General features: G+C 70.5%; 18 protein-coding genes. 14 read left to right on the forward strand and 4 right to left on the reverse strand.

The features are described from left to right. The first annotated feature begins 418 nt into the window (after positions 1 to 418). From ABZS71_RS13750 to ABZS71_RS13765, 4 genes are all read left to right on the forward strand, one after another. The gene (locus tag ABZS71_RS13750) at positions 419 to 1,363 is read left to right on the forward strand and encodes a phosphotransferase (protein ID WP_356209797.1); all 945 of its coding nucleotides are present in this window, start codon (positions 419 to 421) and stop codon (positions 1,361 to 1,363) included. A gap of 32 nt (positions 1,364 to 1,395) precedes the next feature. Then, positions 1,396 to 1,782 (forward strand): DUF4186 domain-containing protein, encoded by a 387-nt coding sequence (locus ABZS71_RS13755; RefSeq protein WP_355853447.1) that lies wholly within the window; start codon positions 1,396 to 1,398, stop codon positions 1,780 to 1,782. Positions 1,783 to 2,259: 477 nt separating this feature from the next. Further along, the gene (locus tag ABZS71_RS13760; RefSeq protein ID WP_356209800.1) at positions 2,260 to 3,459 is read left to right on the forward strand and encodes a 4-hydroxybenzoate 3-monooxygenase; all 1,200 of its coding nucleotides are present in this window, start codon (positions 2,260 to 2,262) and stop codon (positions 3,457 to 3,459) included. Between the two features lie 27 nt (positions 3,460 to 3,486). Further along, positions 3,487 to 3,627 (forward strand): DUF4180 domain-containing protein, encoded by a 141-nt coding sequence (locus ABZS71_RS13765; RefSeq protein ID WP_356209846.1) that lies wholly within the window; start codon positions 3,487 to 3,489, stop codon positions 3,625 to 3,627. A gap of 149 nt (positions 3,628 to 3,776) precedes the next feature. Here the strand turns inward: ABZS71_RS13765 and ABZS71_RS13770 are convergent, their stop codons facing one another. Beyond that, positions 3,777 to 4,265, reverse strand: a complete 489-nt coding sequence (locus tag ABZS71_RS13770; RefSeq protein ID WP_356209802.1) for a MarR family transcriptional regulator — start codon at positions 4,263 to 4,265, stop codon at positions 3,777 to 3,779. Between the two features lie 150 nt (positions 4,266 to 4,415). Here ABZS71_RS13770 and ABZS71_RS13775 point away from each other — a divergent pair, with 150 nt between their 5' ends. After that, a complete protein-coding gene (locus tag ABZS71_RS13775) occupies positions 4,416 to 5,258 on the forward strand; it encodes an NAD-dependent epimerase/dehydratase family protein (RefSeq protein ID WP_356209805.1) in 843 nt (280 codons plus the stop codon). 30 nt (positions 5,259 to 5,288) lie between these two features. After that, positions 5,289 to 6,074 carry an SDR family NAD(P)-dependent oxidoreductase gene (locus ABZS71_RS13780; RefSeq protein WP_356209807.1) on the forward strand — a complete coding sequence of 262 codons (786 nt, stop codon included), beginning with the start codon at positions 5,289 to 5,291 and terminating at the stop codon, positions 6,072 to 6,074. Positions 6,075 to 6,198: 124 nt separating this feature from the next. Here ABZS71_RS13780 and ABZS71_RS13785 read toward each other — a convergent pair whose 3' ends face one another. Continuing rightward, complete coding sequence (locus ABZS71_RS13785; RefSeq protein WP_356209810.1) at positions 6,199 to 7,086, reverse strand: universal stress protein; 888 nt, start codon at positions 7,084 to 7,086, stop codon at positions 6,199 to 6,201. Between the two features lie 397 nt (positions 7,087 to 7,483). Between ABZS71_RS13785 and ABZS71_RS13790 the strand changes: the two genes are divergently transcribed. Next, the gene (locus tag ABZS71_RS13790) at positions 7,484 to 8,197 is read left to right on the forward strand and encodes a response regulator transcription factor (protein ID WP_356209813.1); all 714 of its coding nucleotides are present in this window, start codon (positions 7,484 to 7,486) and stop codon (positions 8,195 to 8,197) included. Between the two features lie 98 nt (positions 8,198 to 8,295). On the opposite strand, the gene ABZS71_RS13795 is transcribed toward ABZS71_RS13790, so the two are convergent. Beyond that, entirely contained in the window at positions 8,296 to 10,014 is a 1,719-nt protein-coding gene (locus ABZS71_RS13795) for a GAF domain-containing protein (RefSeq protein ID WP_356209815.1), read from the reverse strand. A gap of 201 nt (positions 10,015 to 10,215) precedes the next feature. On the opposite strand from ABZS71_RS13795, the gene ABZS71_RS13800 reads away from it, so the two are divergent. The 5 genes from ABZS71_RS13800 (at position 10,216) to ABZS71_RS13820 (ending at position 14,155) form a co-directional block, all read left to right on the forward strand. Beyond that, the gene (locus ABZS71_RS13800) at positions 10,216 to 10,911 is read left to right on the forward strand and encodes a CBS domain-containing protein (protein WP_356209817.1); all 696 of its coding nucleotides are present in this window, start codon (positions 10,216 to 10,218) and stop codon (positions 10,909 to 10,911) included. 496 nt (positions 10,912 to 11,407) lie between these two features. After that, positions 11,408 to 12,175, forward strand: a complete 768-nt coding sequence (locus ABZS71_RS13805) for an NPP1 family protein (protein WP_356209820.1) — start codon at positions 11,408 to 11,410, stop codon at positions 12,173 to 12,175. A gap of 449 nt (positions 12,176 to 12,624) precedes the next feature. Next, on the forward strand, positions 12,625 to 13,287 hold the full coding sequence (locus ABZS71_RS13810; RefSeq protein ID WP_356209822.1) for an FAD-dependent oxidoreductase: 663 nt from the start codon (positions 12,625 to 12,627) through the stop codon (positions 13,285 to 13,287). After that, complete coding sequence (locus ABZS71_RS13815) at positions 13,268 to 13,864, forward strand: dihydrofolate reductase family protein (protein WP_356209824.1); 597 nt, start codon at positions 13,268 to 13,270, stop codon at positions 13,862 to 13,864. The genes ABZS71_RS13810 and ABZS71_RS13815 overlap by 20 nt, the downstream gene beginning before the upstream one ends. A gap of 33 nt (positions 13,865 to 13,897) precedes the next feature. Further along, the gene (locus tag ABZS71_RS13820) at positions 13,898 to 14,155 is read left to right on the forward strand and encodes a hypothetical protein (RefSeq protein WP_356209826.1); all 258 of its coding nucleotides are present in this window, start codon (positions 13,898 to 13,900) and stop codon (positions 14,153 to 14,155) included. 88 nt (positions 14,156 to 14,243) lie between these two features. Here the strand turns inward: ABZS71_RS13820 and ABZS71_RS13825 are convergent, their stop codons facing one another. Then, the gene (locus ABZS71_RS13825; protein ID WP_356209828.1) at positions 14,244 to 15,005 is read right to left on the reverse strand and encodes an SDR family oxidoreductase; all 762 of its coding nucleotides are present in this window, start codon (positions 15,003 to 15,005) and stop codon (positions 14,244 to 14,246) included. Positions 15,006 to 15,627: 622 nt separating this feature from the next. On the opposite strand from ABZS71_RS13825, the gene ABZS71_RS13830 reads away from it, so the two are divergent. Both ABZS71_RS13830 and ABZS71_RS13835 read left to right on the forward strand, forming a co-directional pair. After that, complete coding sequence (locus ABZS71_RS13830; RefSeq protein ID WP_356209831.1) at positions 15,628 to 16,005, forward strand: DUF2267 domain-containing protein; 378 nt, start codon at positions 15,628 to 15,630, stop codon at positions 16,003 to 16,005. Positions 16,006 to 16,092: 87 nt separating this feature from the next. Then, positions 16,093 to 17,772 (forward strand): DEAD/DEAH box helicase, encoded by a 1,680-nt coding sequence (locus ABZS71_RS13835; protein ID WP_356209833.1) that lies wholly within the window; start codon positions 16,093 to 16,095, stop codon positions 17,770 to 17,772. The last annotated feature ends 658 nt before the right edge of the window (positions 17,773 to 18,430 follow it).

Consider the following 18,430-nt stretch of genomic DNA (forward strand, 5'->3'; position numbering starts at 1 on the left):
AAAGCGATCCGCTGGCGGACACCGACATCGAGCACTACGGATGCCTTCGTCGACCGAGTGGTACCGATCTTGCAGGAGCGTGGTCTGTTCCGCACCGAGTACACCGGGCGCACACTGCGAGATCACCACGGTGTGGCCCGACCCGCCGACCAGTACCTGGACGGCGAAGCCGGGTGATGCCCACCTGCGCCGTCAGCCGCCAGCCGCCGGCCGTCAGCCGTCGCGCGAGAGGCGGAGCGTCTGTCCGGTGCCGTGTCGGGGCGAAGGATTTACGGTGGGACGTAGGCGCAGGCACAGTCGGCACACGCAGCCCCATCCGGGCAGCCCCGATCCGCCGACGGTCGCGCGCGTGCCCTGGGAGCCGCACACGTGACGTGCGGGTCCCGTGGTCCCCGCGGGGGGCGGAAGGAGGCGCGAGATGTCCGATGCGATGCAGGCCCGGACGGCCGAACGTGTCCGGCATTTCGTCGACGCCGGATATCCCGATGCCGAGCCCGTCGAAGCGGCGGTGGAAGGAGCGGTCTACCGGCTGGGCGATGGAACGGTGGCCAAGGTCTGGGAGCACCGCCAGGCGGCCGAGCTGCGACGGATGCAGGGTTTCTACGCGGACGCCGCCGGGCACCTGCCGTTCGCTTCACCTCAGATCCTCGCCGTCCAGGACATCGCCGGCGTCCCGATGACCTTGGAACAGGAGCTGACCGGCGAGCCACTGGCCGGCAAGGTGTCCACCGAGGGCCCCGAGCTGCTACCGGAAGCCGTCGACTGCCTGGTCGCGGTACTGGACGCCCTGGCGGCCGTCCATGACGTCGACGACATGAAGCAGCTGCATGTCCTGGACGAGGACCGTCCGCTGTGGGAGGGCCATGCCACCTTTGCCTCCGCCCTCGCGGACCTCCTCGATCGGCGGGTCGCCCGCTGCGGTGACCCGCTCACCGCGGACATCACCGACTTCGAGGGCAAGCACGCCCGCCTCACCGAGAAACTGCGGTCCCTGCCCGAGGCCCCGCAGACGCTCGTCCACGGTGACCTCTTCCCCGAGACCATCTGGGTGGACGACGATCTGCGGCCCTGCGCCCTGGTGGATTACGGCTTCCTGTCCACGGCCGGAGATCCCCGGTTCGACGCCGCTGTCAGTGCGGCGATCTTTACCACGGGAACCGAGCACGCACCGGAGATCACCCGGCAGCTCACCACGCGTTTCGCCGACGAGTTCGGCTACCACGTCGATGACCTGCTGCTGTACCGCGCCGCCTATGCGATGGCGACCAGTGACGCCTTCGCCCCGGGCGGCGGTGACGAGCACTTCGCCTGGTGCACCTCGGTGCTGAACGACCCCGCCGTCGCCGATGCCCTGGACCGGTGACGCCTGCCTTGGAACGCTCGATGCCTGATCCGATGCCTGATCCGACGCCTGACTCGCTCGACCAACGGCTGGACGCCATCGCGCGGCATCCGTTCCGTGCGAAGTTCCATCTGCGCGGTCGCGAGCGGGCCACGGCCGAGTTGAGTGGGCCGTCCACGATGCGATGGCATGCCTACGACCTCATCGCCAAGCGGCTGGCCCCGGCCGAGCCGTACAAGGACGGCAAGCAGACCCCCTACCGCGGCCACCCGGTTTTCGTGGCCCAACACGCGACCGCCACCTGCTGCCGTACCTGCCTCCAGCGCTGGCACCAGATCCCCAAGGGGCGGGAACTGAGCCGCGCGGAGCGCGCCTATGTGGTGGACGTGATCTGCCGCTGGATCGAACGCGAGGTGGCGGGCTCGTCGGGAGCCGAGTAGACCCGGGCCAGATGCTCGCGCTGCCCCGGACGTCACAGATGCGACCTCACCGCATCGGAACTGCCCGAGTGATGGGCCGGGCCTGGAGCACCACTGGCTCGTCGGTGTCCTCCTCCAGGGCCCACTCGATGTCGACAGTTGCGAGAGGGTGCGCACAAACTGGCGCCACGTCGGTCCCGCGCTGGGGCTACGCGGAGTGTCGGCGCGAGACCGGCGCTGCAAAGGGCCCTCCCCAACGGTCAGCATCCGAGGCGTCTGGCCTGATCAGCCTCCGAAATGTTGCTGTGGCGTCGCGCTGATGTCGATGCGTCATCTCGGGCGAGTGGGCGGGCGCGTTGGCGGGGGAGGGGGTCGCCCGCCGATCCCTCCGACCGTGCGGGAATGGGTGCGCGGCCGGAGACGCGAGCCCTCCACGGCAGGGGCGTTGATGCCTTACGCTCGCCGCGGTATCTGGCACGTAGTGGGGAGAGACAGCGCGTGGCATCCACGAACACCCGGGTCGCCGTCGTCGGCGCCGGGCCGGCCGGTCTGACGGTGGCCAACCTGCTGCGGAGGCAGGGGATCGACTGCGTGCTGCTGGAGGCGGAGAGCCGCGCCTTCATCGAGGGGCGGCCCCGCGCGGGGTTCCTCGAGGAGTGGGCGGTCCGCGCCCTTCAGCGCCACGGACTGGCCGACCGCCTGGTGCGGCAGGCGGAGCGCCAGGGCGCCTTCGAGTTCCGCGTCGACGGTGCCCGGCACACCTTCCGCTACGCCGAGCTCACCGGCCACCACCACTTCGTGTACCCGCAGCAGGAGCTCGTGACGGATCTGGTGGGGCTGTTCGTTGACGGCGGCGGCGATGCCCGGTTCGGGGTGGGGGACGTCAGGCTGCACGACCTGACCTCGCCGCGGCCGTCCGTGTCCTACACGGATCCGCACACCGGCGAGCGGCACCGCGTCGAGTGCGACTACGTGGCGGGTTGCGACGGCGCTCGTGGCGTCTCGAACACCTACCTTCCCCGGGACACCACGCGGGTCTCCCGGCACGACTACGGGATCGGCTGGCTGGCCCTGCTCGCCGAGGCCCCGCCGTCCTCGGACGGCGTGGTCTTCGGTATCCACCCCCGCGGCTTCGCCGCGCACATGGCACGCAGCCCGCAGGTCACCCGCTTCTACCTGCAGTGTCCGGCCGGGGACGATCCGGCCGCCTGGCCTGAGGAGCGGGTGTGGCAGGAGCTGCAGACCCGGCTCGCCGTGCCCGACGGGAAGATCACCGAGGGCCGGCTGATCGAGAAGCGGGTCCTGGAGATGCACAACTACGTCATCGAGCCGATGTCTTACGGCCGGCTGTATCTCGCCGGGGAGTCGGCCCACTTGGTGGCCCCCATCGCGGCGAAGGGCATGAGCCTCGCGCTGCACGACGCACTGCTTCTGGCCGCGGCGCTCACCTCCTGGTACCGGGACGACGACGCGCCGTTGGCCGGCTACGACGGCGCGTGCCTGCGGCGGGTCTGGCAGATCCAGGAGTTCTCGCAGTGGCTGTCGGAGGTGCTGCACGGCCCGTCCGCCGAACTGGGTCCGTCCCCCGACCCGTTCCGCGCCCGCGCCGCGCGGGCGCGGCTGCGGCGGCTGCTGGGATCGCCGACGGCGGCCCAAGCGTTCGCCGAGCTGTACATCGGCAAACACACCGACTTCTGAGCAGGAGCGACGGGGCGGTGGCGCGACATCGCTCCTCATGTAGCCGGGAGCCAGGCCCTGCGTGACTTTGCGCGCGAGGCGAACCGCGGTCGTCAGGTGTGGTTCGTGACAACAGAGGAAGAACTCGACCAGAAGCGGCAGCGGTTGCGGCGGCCGTCCAGGCGATGAGCCCGCCGAGTCGACCGCGTCGACGGATTCGGTTGGCTGGCGCCGGCGGTGGCGCTCTCCTGTGATCAGGATGCGGACGGTTGCCTGGGTGACCGTGCCGCCTTCATGCATGTGAAGGCGCGCGTGAGGGCGGTGCGCAAGCGTTGCCGTCAAGGGCGGTCGGGTCCTCGGTGCTCGTGGATGTCGAGCAGGACCCGCCGCAATGCGGCGAGCGGCGCTCGTAGCTGTTCGCGTGTGGTGTCCGGCAGCGTGCCGAGGAGTGCGCCCGCGGCGGTCGTGTGCTCACGCTTCAGCTCGTCCATCAACTGAGCACCCGCGTCGGTGAGGGACACCAGGGTCGACCTTCCGTCGTCGGGGTTGGCATCGCGGCAGGCCAGCCCGTCGGCCTGAAGGGAGTCGACGAGGCCAGTGATGTTGCGGCGGGTCACCGCCAGACGGGCGGCGAGCTGTTTCATCGGTTGGGGGCCGTCATAGCGCAGCCGGGTCAGCACGCCGACCCGGGCCGCGCTCAGGCCCCTCTCACGCAACCAGGCGTCGAGCCAACCGCGATACAGGCCGACTACGGAATCGAGCACCTCGACCAGCGCCGTGTCCGCGCCCGTGTCCGCGTCCGTTCCGGTGTCCTGTCCACTCGGCATCCGTCACCTCCTCGACTCTTTCCGACATCTTAGTGAAGTACGTTCACTAAATGTAGAGTAGTGAAGCGACTTCACTACTTGGATACCGATGGAGGGCTGGCATGTCCCGCGTACTGATGATCGGCGCCACCGGCTACCTAGGATCGGCGATTGCCGCCGAACTCGCCCGACGCGGCCACCGTTCTCGGCCTGGCAGCGAGCGACGCCGCGACGGCCGCCCTTGACGCAGCCGGATACGAGACACTGGCCGGCGGCCTCGCCGACGTGGAGCTGTTGGCCCGCGCCGTCCACGGCACCGACGGCGTCGTGTACGCCGCGGGCGCGCCGACTCCCCAGTGGCCGGAAACGGAACGCACCGCGATCAGCGCGCTGCTGGGCGCGCTGTCCGGCACCGGAGGCCCGCTGCTGTACACCAGCGGGAGCCTGATGCACGGGCCGACCGACGGGCGGGCCGCCACGGAGGACTCGCCTCTGGCGCCACCCGCGGCGTTGGCGTTCAAGGCCGCCATCGAGCGTCAGGTACGGTCCGCCCCGGGCGTGCGAGGGGTCGTGATCCGTCCGTCCAGCTGTTACGGCAACGGCGGAGGCGGTCCGGCACGACTGCTGGAACTCACCCGGCGGACCGGGGCGGCCGTACATACCGGTGACGGCGCGGCCCGGCACTCATTCGTCCATGTCGAGGATCTCGCCCGGCTGTACGCACTGGCCTTCGAAGGCGCCGAGCACGGCTCGGTCTATCTCGCGGAGGACGGGCATCCCGTGACAACCCGTCGGCTGGCCGAAGCCCTCGCCGCAGCGGCCGGCGTGGGCGGGCAGGTCCGTCAGATCACCGAGGAGCAGGCCGAGCGGATCTTCGGCCCACTCGCTCCCACACTCGCCATGGAGTCGGTCGTCTCGTCGGCCAAGGCCCGGCGAGAGCTCGGCTGGATCCCTCGGCAGACCGATGTCGTCACCGACCTCACTGCCGGTTCCTACCGCGACACAGCTGCCTGACCCCGCCACCCTCGCCGAAGGAGCTCCCAGTTGAGAACTGCCCTGATCACCGGCGCCGCACGTGGTCTCGGCCGCGCCACCGCCCGGGAACTCGCCCACCGCGGCTACCGCGTCATCGCCACGGCCCGCCGCAGAGGTGACCTGGCAGGCCTCGACGCCCACGCCGCCCTGGAGCTGGACGTCACCGACGACGCGTCGGTGACGGCTGCGGCAGCGGCGGCCGGGCCGGTCGACATCCTGATCAACAACGCCGCCATCACCCTGACCGCCGCCGTGGAGGATACGCCCGCCGCGGACGCGACCCGCATATGGGAGACCAATGTCGCCGGGCCGCTGCGCACGATCTCGGCGTTCCTTCCGTCGATGCGTGAGCGGCGAAGCGGCGCGGTCATCAACATCTCCTCCGGCGCCGGCCGGGCCGTCCTGCCGCTGAGCGGTGCGTACGCCGCCAGCAAGCACGCGCTGGAAGCACTCACCGAGGCGCTTCGGCTGGAGACGGCACCCTTCCAGGTGGATGTGGTGCTCTTTCAAGTCGGGGCGATGGCCACCGGCATGGCGGTCTCCGCGCCCCGGCGCACCGGCTCCGCCTACGCCGATCTGCACCGACGGCGGGACAGGCTCTACGCACGCGGTGTCACCAACGCACCGAGCGCCCAGGAGGTCGCCGTCAGGCTCGCCGACACCCTGGAGACACCCCGCCCCGCGCTGCGGGTGCCTGCCGACGACGCCGTCGCAGCACTCATCGCACAGCGCGCCAACAGCGACGACGCCGGTTGGCAGGCGACCGTCGCGTCCATGCTCGAGAGCGAGCGGTAGGCGCGCCGAGTCACCGGCACCTACAGGGCAGCCGGAGAGGCTCGACGTCCTCGGTCGGCCCTCGGTCTGTCCCCCCGTGGGGACGAGGAGGCGCCCGCAGAGCTGCCGGCGCGGTTCATGGGCGTCAGTCGTGTGCGATCACGGCGACCGGCGCCGCGGAGTGGTGCAGCACGGCGTGGGTGACCGGACCGATGCGCGGGCCGGGCCACGGGCCGTGTGTGAAGCGGCCGACGACCACCAGGGCGGCGTCGGCCGAGGCGTCCACCAGGTGCCCCGCGGCGCTGCCGATCACGGACCGCTCTCTCACCTCGACGTCGGGGAACTTCTCCCGCCACGGGCGCAGTACGTCCCTCAGCTCGCTCGCGTTCTGTACCGCCGGCTCGGCGTCGAAGGGGGCGGTGTAGCCGTACGGGAAGGGCCGGCTCCAGCCGTTGAGGACGCGCAGTGCCGCCTTTCGGCGGGCGGCGGCGTCGAACGCGAACTCGATCACCGGGTCGGCGGGCCGCCGAAGATCGAGCCCCAGCACCACATCGCGGCACGCGGCCGTCCGGGAGGCCATCGCCGCGGAGTCCCGCCGGCGCTCCTTCTCGGCGGCCTCATCGGCTCGTACGAGGACGAGGGGAAGCTCGGCTCGGGCCATGACCGACAGGGCCACGGAGCCGACCAGGAATCCCGTGACCCTGCTCAGGCCCCGGGAGCCGAGGACCAGCAGCTCGGCGTCCTCGGCGGCGGTCAGCAGCGAGGTGACGGGTTCCCGGGTGACCTGCTCGTTGATGATCCGCAGGTCGGGGTGGTCACGTCGCAGCCTCGCCTCGGCCTCGTGCGGCATGCGCCGGGCCCATCGCGTGACCGTGTCGGTTCCGGTCAGTGGTGCGTACGTGAACGAGTGCCAGTCCAGCGCGCATACGAGGCGCAGCGGCAGTCGGCGACTCCATGCCTCCCGGGCCGCCCAGCGTGCCGCGGCGAGGCTTTGAGGCGAACCGTCCAGGCCGACGGTGACGGTGCGGGACATGAGGGGGACCTCCTTGTGAGGCAAGCGCTCCCACCCTGTCGGCCCGGGGGCCTGCGGCGGGATGGGTCCGAGGTCCCGGTCTGGGGCCGACCGGCCCATGCGGAGGCCGAGGTCATGGCGCGGGACGACCCTCCGGGCGACGTTCGGCGCGCAGCCAGCAGTGATCGCGCACGAGTGGCGGGCGCGCACGAGTGGCGGGCGCGACCAGGCCGTTCCGAAGCCCCAGGTGTCACCGGCCGCGGCGCGACGCCGCCGAGGGCGACGGGGCCGACAGCAGGCACGCAGGTTGGGGCCGTTGGGCCCTGGCCGGATGCCTCTGAGACGGTCAGGGTCAGGAGGCAGGTACCCGTCACACCCCTTCAGCCGACGGGCCGTTCAGGTGAGGGAGAGCGTGGGAATGTCGGACAGTGCGGCGGATGACTCCCGGACATCGGTGCGGGTCTTCCTCCTCGACGATCACGAGGTGGTGCGCCGGGGCGTACACGATCTGCTGGAGGCCGAGCCCGACCTGACCGTGGTCGGCGAGGCGGGCACCGTGCAGCAGGCACTGACCCGCATCCCCGCCCTGCGCCCGGACGTCGCCGTACTCGATGTACGGCTGCCGGACGGAGACGGCGTGACGGTGTGCCGGGAGTTGCGCTCGCGCATCCCGCAGTTGGCGTGCCTGATGCTGACCTCCTTCGACGACGAGGAAGCACTTCTGGACGCCATCATGGCGGGCGCGGCGGGCTACATCCTCAAGCAGATCAGCGGAACCGATCTGGTCACAGCCGTGCGCACCGTGGCCTCCGGCCAGTCCATGCTCGACCCGGGCGCGACGACTCGCCTGATGGCACGCCTGAGGGGAGACGAGGCGGACAAGCGCCAGCCGCAGGCCCTGCGGGGGCTGACCGACCGCGAACGCGAGATCCTGGTGCTGATCGGAGAGGGGTTGACCAACCGTCAGATCGGGCAGCGACTCTACCTCGCCGAGAAGACAGTGAAGAACCACATCTCCCGGCTGCTGGCCAAACTAGGGGTGGAGCGCCGCGTCCAGGCCGCGGTCATCGCCACCGAGGCCCTGGCCGGCGATCGACGCGGAGGTCCCCTGCCGAGCGCGGGCGGCGGATAGCGGTACGGGCCGCCGCGACGCATGCGAGCCCGCGCCGAAGGGGTGATCTGCGGGCCTGGCCCCGCCGCCGTGTCGTGTGACGGTCCGGGGGTGGACGCTTATGCCCCGGCCACCAGGGGCGCTGTCCATATCAGGCGGCTGCCGCCGTCCGGAGGGTTCTCGATGCGCAAGGCGCCGTCGAGGCTCCGGGCGCGGTCGGCGAGGTTGTTCAGGCCGCTGCGGCGACCCTGTTCCGGGATACCGACGCCGTTGTCGCTCACCGTCAGTGCGATCTCCTTGCCGGTGGCTTTCAACGTCACCTCGACCCGTGTCGCGTGGGCGTGCCGGGCCGCGTTACTGAGAGCCTCGCTGAGGACGGCCATGACGTGATCCGCCACCTGCGGGGCTACATCGGTGTCCAGCAGCCCTTCCAGGCTCAGACGCGGCGGGAAGCCCAGGGCCGCGGCTGCCTCCCCGACAGCCCGGGCCGCTCGAGCACGCAGCGTCGGCGCGGCATCCGTGTCCATGGCCCGGAGTCCGAAGATCGTCGAGCGGATGATCTTGATGGTGTCGTCCAGATCGCCAACGGCCCGTGTGACGCGTTCCGCGGCTCCCGTGTTCTCGATGAGACGCGCCGCGCTCTGCAGCGTCATTCCGGTGGCGAAGAGCCGCTGGATGGCGAGGTCGTGCAGGTCCCTGGCGATGCGGTCGCGATCCTCGAGCAGCGCCAACTGCTCGGCGTCCCGGCGCCGTTCGGCCAGCTCCAGTGCGAGAGCCGCTTGTGCGGCGAACCCCAGCAGGGGGCCGATCTCTTCGTCGGTGAAGACCGGTTCTCCAGCGGCACGGCCCAAGAGCAGGACGCCGCGCGCCTCCGCGGCCGCGGTGCCCAGCGGGACCGCGACGGCCGCTCCGATTCCGGCAACGCGCCGCGGGCCGGCCGTGAACCGGGTGTCGTCGGCCATACAGGCGGTCGTCGCAGGGGTGCCCGCCTGATAAGCGGCTCCCGACAGAGTCCCCTTGACGGGTACCACCAGTCCCCGGCGCGCCTCGGCCCGCCCGCCGATCGCCAGCTCCACCATCAGTTCGTCGGCGCCGGCCACGGGCACCGAGATATCCGCCACCGCGGCGTTCGTGATCTCCTGAGCCCGTAAGCCGATCAGCTCCAGCACATCCCCCCGTGCGTGTCCCGAGAGCAGGTTGCTGGTGATCTCGGCGTTCGCCTCCAGCCAACGCTGCCTGCGCTGCGCCTCCTCGTACAGGCGGGCGTTGTCGATGGCCACACCGGCGGCCATGGACAAGGTAGTGATCACGGCCTCGTCCTCGGCGTCGAAGTCATGCCCACCACGCTTGTCGGTCAGATACAGGTTGCCGAAGACCTCCTCGCGTACCCGGATGGGAACCCCGAGGAAGGAGCGCATCGGCGGATGGTGGGCGGGGAAGCCATAGGAAGAGGGATGCGCGCTCAGGTCGGTCAGTCGCAGCGGCTTGGGATGGTGGATCAGCTCCCCGAGAATTCCGTGCCCGGCCGGGAAGGGGCCGATCGCGGCGATCTCATCCTGAGTCAGCCCCACGGTCAGGAACTGGGACAGGGTGTGTCCGTCCGGCCCGATCACGCCCAGCGCCCCGTACTCCGCGTCGACCAGGATGGCGGCGGCCTCCGCGATACGCCGCAGCACCTGGGTGAGATCAAGCTCCCGCCCTACCGACAGCACGGCCTCCAGCAGGCTGTGCACCCGGTCACGCGTACCGCGCGCGGCGTCGATCCGTGCTTGCAGCTCCTCCAGCAGCTCATCCAGGCGCAGTTGCGGCATCCGGGGAAGCGCCTCGTTCCCGCCCACTGGCATCCTCCTTGTGTACTGCTGGAAGGCACGCTCTACGGTCCTCACGTTAGCGGGCCATGGCGGTACGACGGGCCGGCCGGCGGCGCACCGGGGCCCGTCGGCCCACTCCGGGGGATACAGCGCGAGGCCACAGTGGAGAGGCCGAGGCCGGCCTCGGCTCTTCACCTTCCGTTTCCAGAAGGGAACCGTGGTACGGCGATGAAACACCGAATCGTGGGAGAGGCCATGACGACGGCCGTCGTGCATGTGCGGCCCGATACGTCATTCAAGGAGATCCTCAACGTACTCGTCGAGCACCATCTCACCGCAGTGCCTGTGCTCGACGACCAGGACCGGCCACTGGGCGTCGTCTCCGAGGCCGATCTGCTGTGCAACGAGGCCGCCAAGGAAGACCCGACCGGGCTGATGCTCACCCCGCGGCTGTCGCCGGATGCCCGCCTGAAGAGCCGGGCCACGAACGCGGCCGGTCTCATGACCAGCCCGGCCGTGTGCGCCTCGCCGCAATGGACCGTGGTCGAAGCCGCCCGAGTGATGGGCCGGCGGGGGGTCAGACGACTGGTGGTGGTCGATGAGGCCGGGCGGCTGGTCGGCGTCGTCGGCCGCAGCGACCTGCTTCGGGGTTTCCTCCGCCGCGACCAGGCGATCCTCGAAGAGATTCGGCGTGATGTGATCAGCCGTGCGCTCGGCTTGCCCCGGGACGCGGTCGATGTCCGTGTCCACGACGGAGAGGTGACGCTCAGCGGCATAGTCGAGCGCAAGAGCCTGGTCTCCGTACTGGTGCGCCTGTGCCGGTGCGTCGAAGGCGTCGTCGCGGTCACCGACCAGCTCGGATTTCGCACCGATGACACCCTCGCGGCAGTGGACATCAGCGCGGACCGGATCCCGTCGACGTAGCGACCGCCGGGGCCGAGGGGCGCAGCCTTGGCGAGCTCGCCGACCTGCTCGACGCCCCACCGGCGTGGAAAGGGCGCCGGCCAGGACGGGGGGACCTGGCCGGCGCCCGGCTCAGGGGTGCGGGCTGCCAGTGGTGGCGGTCGCCTTCGCGGCGAAGGCACCGTGGAGCTTCAGCCGAACGATCTTCGCCACGGACGATGGGTGAGGCCCGGGGACACTGTCCCACCGACTGGCACCCGCACATAGTTTAACCATGCACCATTGTCCGGCATTCCCGTGGGGGCCGGTTGCCTCCACAACCAGCGGCTGGACCGGAGTCGCTGTGCCATCGACTCTGTCCTGACCCGGCCCCAAGTCGCCTGCCTGCTCTGTTGGTTGACTTTTCATCGCTGTGCAACCCGCCGAGCTTCGGCGGGTCGGCAGGTGCGATCATGCTGACTTGGGCATGCCAATCATGCGGTGTGGCCCCCACGCCGCGGTTGATCAGGAGGACGCAGTGAAGACGAGTTCGCGGACGCGCAGAGTGTCCCTCATCCTTGGCAGCGCCGTCGCGCTGGTCGTTGCCTTTCCGGGCAGTGCGCTCGCGGACCCGCCCAAGGCTTTGCCCGCCAACGCGGAGGGACTGGAGCAGACGTTCCAGCCGGCCTACGACTACGACACGGACGGCTGCTACCCCACGCCCGCCATCGGATCCGACGGGACGGTAGCCCCCGGTCTCAACCCGAGCGGGGCCCTCAACGGCCAGTGCCGCGACTCCTGGGATCTCGACAACACCAACGGGTACGCCCGGTACAAGTGCAACAACGGCTGGTGCGCGATCATGTACGGCCTGTATTTCGAGAAGGACCAGGCCGTGGCCGGCAGTGGTCTCGGCGGGCACCGCCACGACTGGGAGCATGTCGTGGTGTGGGTCCAGAACAACGAGGCCCGGTACGTCTCCACCTCGGCCCACGGCAACTTCAAGGTCTACAGCCGTGACCAGATCCGGTGGGACGGCACCCATCCCAAGGTCGTGTATCACAAGGACGGCGTGAGCACGCACTGCTTCCGCCCGGCGAACTCCAACGACGAGCCACCGGAGAACCACTATCACGGGTGGCAGTTCCCCGCGCTGGTCGGCTGGAACGGCTACCCCGCGGGTCTGCGCGACAAGCTGAGCCAGGCCGACTTCGGCAGTGCCGTCTTCGGCCTCAAGGACGGCAACTTCAATTATCACCTCGAGAAGGCCAAGCCGGCCGGCATTCCGTTCGACCCCAACGCCTGAGGAGCGTTGCGGCGGCCGGTGGCCCAGTGACGTACCTCGTCCGCTCCCAGGCCGGCACTGGGAGCGGACGCCTCCGTGGTCGTGGTAGGTGGGGGAGGGGCGGAAGTGCGCGGCGTCAATCCTGACGATGGTGTAGGTCTCGCCCTGCCGTTCGGCTGAGGTGCCGGGCCGCTTCCGTTCCTACGGTCAGTGGCCATGGAAACAGATACGCGATACGGGGCCGGAACGGCTCGAGGTCGGGACCCTTGCCGCCTATGCGGTCAGCCGCTGCTCACGCTCCAGCCGCGCGGCCCGCTCCCACCCCGCCCGGATCAACCCCGGTACTGATGGGCGAACCGCCCCATGAACCATGGCAGCATGACGGCGCCGGCCACCGCGAGCCGAAAGGGCCTCACATCGCGGCGCCTCTCCCTGGGCTGCGGCCAACGCATGAGGAGGAGGAATACCGGATGGCTGAAGCCGATGCCGTCGTCGTCGGTTCTGGTGTCAACGGCCTCGTCGCCGCGGCGGAGCTGGCCCTGGCCGGCTGGTCCGTCGTCCTGGTGGAGCGCAACCATGACATCGGCGGGTTCATCGCGACCGAGGAGCGCACCCTGCCCGGCTATCTGCACGACACCTACTCCTCCTGGCACCCGTTGTTCGTCTCCGGCCCGGCCTTCGCAAGCCTCGGGGAGCAGCTGCGCCGGCATGGGCTGGAGTACCGCAACACCGATGAATGGGTCACTGCGAGCGTGGCCGATGACGGACGGGTCACGCCGGCGCACCGGGACCCGGAACGCACCGCCGCAGGCTTCGCACACGAAGCCGATGGGGCCGCGTACCTGGCCGGCCTGGGCCGGCTGGGTGACCACATCGAATCGATCGGCGGGCTGATGAGCAGCGAACTCCGTTCGCCGGCCCTCTTGGGGCGGGGCTGGGCGGCGTCTCCGGTCACATCGTCGCCTCCGCGCTCACCCGAGGGTCACGATTCGCTCGCGTTGCCCGCTTCTCACCCAAACGCTAGGCCCGCGGGATCGAGGGGGGCGATGATTTCCGGGTGGCGCGACCGTCTTTACAGCCGTAACCCCGAAGCGCGGAAGAGGAGCGAGTCCCATGCGTATCGTGATCAGTGAGTTCATGAGCTTGGACGGTGTGGTGCAGGCGCCGGGCGGACCCGAGGAGGACACCGAGGGTGGCTTTGCCCACGGCGGCTGGTCGCACCCGTTCTTCGATCCGGAGGTGGTGGGCGGTGCCTTCGCCGACGCGATGACCACGGCCGAGGCGCTGCTGTTCGGGCGCCGCACGTGGCAGTCGATGGCCGCGGCGTGGCCCGAGCGAGCGGGCGACCCGTTCGCCGACCGGATGAACGCCATCCCGAAGTACGTCGTGTCGAAGACGCTGGGCGACGACGAGCTGACGTGGGACAACACCACGCGCATCCCCGGCGAGGAGGCTGTCGCCCGCATCCGGGAGCTGCACAAGACCGACGGCGGCGACCTGTTGGTCATGGGGAGCCCCACGCTGGTGCGCACCCTCCTGAGCGAGGGCCTGGTCGACGAGCTCCGGCTCATGCTCATGCCGGTGATCCTCGGCGGCGGCAAGACGATCTTCCCCGACGACGGTGCGCTGCGCACGCTCGAGCTGGTCTCCACGGTCGCCAGCGGCACGGGCGCGCAGGTGTTCACCTACCGGCCGGTCGCCGAGGGGTAGGCCGGGTGCTGGGGACGGACCTGTCCGGGGGCGATGCCGCACAGCTCCCGGCTCACCGGCGCCGATCCGCGGGGCAGCACGCCTGGCTGCCCGCGCTCGGCTCCCGCCTCGACGTCCACGCCCGCCCATCTGCCCGGCCGCGGAGCCCGCTTCGCCGAGCCGATGCCGCACTCCGCGGACGATCTGATACCTGACATCGCCGCGGAGATGACGCCGTTCCTCGGGGACGCGGTCGTGTTCGGCCGGGAACGAGAACGCCGCCCGGAAGGGCACGGGCGGCACGCCGACTGAAACAAGCGGCAGCGGGCAGGTGGCGGCCCGGGCAGGTGGCGGCCCGGGCAGGTGGCGGCCCGGGCCGGTGGCCGGACCGCTCGGCGGCTCACACCTGTGCCATGCCGCCGTCCACGAACAGCTCGACGCCGGTGATGAAGCTGGAGGCGTCGCCGGAGAGGAACACCGCGGCCTTGCCCATCTCGCGGGGGTCCGCGATCCGCCCGGTGGGGTTGCCCTCGCCCATCGCCGTGACCATGGCGTCCACCTGGTCGGCTCCCCGTGCCATCGCTGCCGCGCTCCGGAGGGAGGCCGTGTCGACGGCTCCGGGACTGAGGACGTTCATCCGGATGCCTGATCCCTTGATGTCCTGGATCCAGGCACGGATGAAGTTGCGCACCGCGGCCTTGGAGCCGCCGTACAGGCTCATCGCCTGGGGAGGCTGGATGGATGCCGTCGATCCGATGACCACGACGGTTCCGCCCGCCCGCATCAGCGGCAGCGCGGGCTGGACGGTGAACAGGACGCCCTTCGCGTTGACGTTGAAGGTCCGGTCGAACTGCTCCTCGGTGATGGAGCCGAGGGGGGCGTGGTCGCCGATCCCGGCATTGGCGACGACCGCGTCGAGCCGTCCGTAGCGCGACTCGACCTCTCGGTACATCGCCTCCATGTCGGCGAGCCGGGTGACGTCAGCCACGATCCCCGTACAGTCCGGTCCGATCGCGGCGACGGCTTTGTCCAGCTGAGGCTGGTGGAGATCGGTGATGACGACGTGGGCGCCGTGGTCCACGAACTCCTGGGCGATGCCCAGGCCGACACCGGACGCGCCGCCCGTGACAACGGCGACTTTTCCTTCGAGCGAGAGGCTCATCTTCTTCTCCTGTGGCGGTGGGTGCTGCGGAGGTGGGCGTGCATGCCCCGCGGTGAAAGTGGAGGAGCCTCCACTTCCTTACTGTAAGTGGAGGCGCCCCCAGTTGGCAACTGACGGCGACGGGAGACCGCCGACGGCCAGGGAGCGGCCGCCTACCGGGACGGGCCGGCCAAACTGTGCGACGCCGCCCGCGAGTTGCCGGCCACGCCGCCGCCGGGTGAGGCGCCGCGCGCCTGGAGGGGCCGCGCGCCTGGAGGGGCCGGTTCATCGACGACGACCGCCGACCCACCGGCCGGCCCCGCGCCCGTCCAGGACATCCGCACCAGGTCGCGGTGGTGCGGTACTGACCCGGAACCGCACGGCAAAGGGCACGGCACGGTGCGGCTGCGGGACATGCGGGCACGCATACGGACAGCCCGCCGACCGGCCGCTTCGGCACGGCAGATCGAGCAAGGCCGCGGATTTTGGACCTCGCGTGCGTACGCGGCAGGCCGCCTGGATCGCCATGCTGGTGAACCTCGGTGGCAGAACGTACTCTGCGTGCGCCCGGCATCCGGGAGGCCCGCAAGCACATGTCACTTCCACCGCAAGCTCACGCACGCCCGAAAAAGGAAGGCCTCTCATGGATTACGCGACGTTCGTCGACACCGTCACCCAGCGTTCCGGCCTCCCCCGCGAGAAGGCGGAGGCCGTCATCCACGCGACTCTGGGAACCCTGGCCGAACGGATCACCAGGGGCGAGGCGGATGACCTTGCCTCGGAGCTGCCCAAGCAGCTGAAGGAATCGCTCGTCTCTCCGACTCCGGAGGCCGAAGCCTTCGGACTCGAGGAGTTCGTCAACAGGGTGAGCACTCGGGCCGAGGCCAGCCCGGAAACCGCCCGGGAGGGCGCGGCAGCGGTGCTGAGTACGGTCCGGGACGCGGTCAGCGGCGGTGAGTTCCGCCATGTCATGTCGCAGTTGCCGAACGAGTTCGAGGAACTCGTCCATATGCCGGCCTGACCCGCCCCGACCGGAGCCGCCGTCCTGGTGCGCGCCACCGGCTGCACGGCGGCCCACCAGGGCGGGGCCTCGCCCAGGAGTGAGGCCATGACAACAGACGCGACCGCCGAACAGGTCGGCTTCGCCGACCTGGAGCTGCGGCCTGAGCTTCTGCGGGCACTCTCAGGGCTGGGCTATGAGGAGCCGACCCCGATCCAGCGGGAGGCCATCCCTCCGCTGCTGGACGGTCGTGATCTGCTGGGCCAGGCCGCGACGGGCACCGGGAAGACCGCCGCGTTCGCCCTGCCGGTGCTTCAGCGCATCAGTCAGGACGGCGGCAGAACGGAGCCTTCGGCGCTGGTGCTGGTGCCCACCCGGGAGCTGGCCATGCAGGCGTCCGAGGCCATCCATCGCTACGGACGCGACCTGGGCACCCGGGTCCTGCCCGTCTACGGCGGGCAGCCGATCGGGCGGCAGCTGCGCGCCCTGGAGCGCGGCGTCGACGTAGTGGTGGCGACACCGGGCCGGGCGCTGGACCACATCGGGCGAGGGACACTGCGGCTCGACAGCCTGGTGACACTCGTGCTGGACGAGGCCGACGAGATGCTCGACATGGGCTTTGCCGAGGACATCGACTCGATACTCGAGGGCGTTCCGGCGGATCACCAGACAGTGCTCTTCTCCGCGACGATGCCGGCGCGCATCGACGCCATGGCCCGGCGTCATCTGCGTGATCCGGTGCGCATCCAGATCGAGCGGGAGAAGGCGGCCCCGGGGGAGGCCCCGCGGGTGCGACAGTCCGCCTACGTCGTCGCGCGGGCGCAGAAGCCCACCGCGCTCGGGAGGATTCTGGACGTCGAGTCGCCCGAGGCCAGCATCGTCTTCTGCCGGACGCGGGACCAGGTCGACCGCCTCACCGAGACCCTCAACGGGCGGGGGTACCGGGCCGAGGCATTGCACGGCGGGATGAGCCAGGAACAACGGGACCGGGTGATGGGACGGTTGCGCGGCGGCACCGCGGACCTGCTGGTCGCCACCGATGTGGCCGCCCGCGGGCTGGACATCGAGCAGCTCACGCATGTGGTCAATTACGACGTGCCGTCCGCGCCGGAGTCCTATGTCCACCGGATCGGCCGGGTCGGGCGAGCCGGGCGGGAGGGCGTTGCCATCACGTTGGCGGAGCCCCGGGAACATCGGATGCTCAAGGCGATCGAGCGGGCGACCCGGCGGCAGATCCGCGTGGAGAAGGTGCCGACCGTCGCCGACCTGCGCGCTCGCCGCCTGGAACTGACACGAGCGGCATTGCAGGAGAGCATCGTCGAGGACGACCTTGACCACTTCCGGGTGGTGGTGGAAACCCTCGCGGACGAGTTCGACGTGATGGATGTGGCGCTGGCCGCGGTCAAGCTGGCGCATGAGGCAGGCGGCGCGGCGGTCGACGAGGAGGAGATCCCCGAGATCGCTCCCCGAAGCGGGCGCGGGGATCGTGAGCGGCGCGGTGCCCCGGCCCGTCCACCGCGGGGAAACAGGGCCCCCACGGAGGGCATGACGCGCTTGTTCGTCGGTGCCGGGCGCAGCGCGGGGATCCGGCCGCAGGATCTGGTGGGCGCCATCGCCGGCGAGTCCCGGCTGAGCGGGCGGGATATCGGCTCGATCGAGATCGCCGACCGCTTCTCCCTGGTGGAGGTCCCCGCGTCCGCTGCCGACGACGTGATCCGCGCGTTGCGCGGCACCACCATCAAGGGGCGGAAACCAGCCGTCCGCAGGGAGCGGAGCCGGGCGGTCTGACCGTACCGCTCCACCACGGTCGCAGGGGTCCTGCGTTGGCGCTGCGGGCCGTTCCCTTCGGGCGTCCACGGTCCGGGCACCCGGGATTCACCTCTGGACGGGCTCGTAGTGCTGCTGAGGAACGGTCGGTTGGCGGATTCAGCCGTCGAGCCGAAGTCCGCCGCGGCACCATGATCCCAACGGCCCCTAGCGTGACCACCGTCGCTCCGTCCGCGCCTTCCACGTCGTCCCCGACGGGCAGGACCCCCATCGCGCGGGTTGACGACCGAGCAGCCCCTCGGCTCGCGCGTGAGCGGGCGCGCCGTCGTCTACCGCGTCGAGGATCCGTACGGCGCCCCGCTCGGGAGGATCACACTCCGCCGCCGCGCCCTCCTGCGGATCGGCCGGACGCAGTGGACCGTGGAGCCGGTGGGGCCCCGCCGTCCGGGGCTACCGGGGGCCGCCTCGTTGGTGGGCACTTTGGTGGGCCGTGGGATTGCCGCTCAGCTTGCTGTGGGGGATCACCTCCATCCTGGGCGAAGGCGACGACGGTTTCGGCGCACCCCGCCGAGTGATCTGCTGGGACCGTTCCTAATCAGTGAGCAGGAGTGAGTCTTGGACCCACTGCCAGGCACTGCGCGCATCCCGAACGGTTTTGGATGCACTGGTTGCCCGCGTT

The organism is Streptomyces sp. NPDC005393, assembly GCF_040606675.1.
GTDB lineage: Bacteria > Actinomycetota > Actinomycetes > Streptomycetales > Streptomycetaceae > Streptomyces.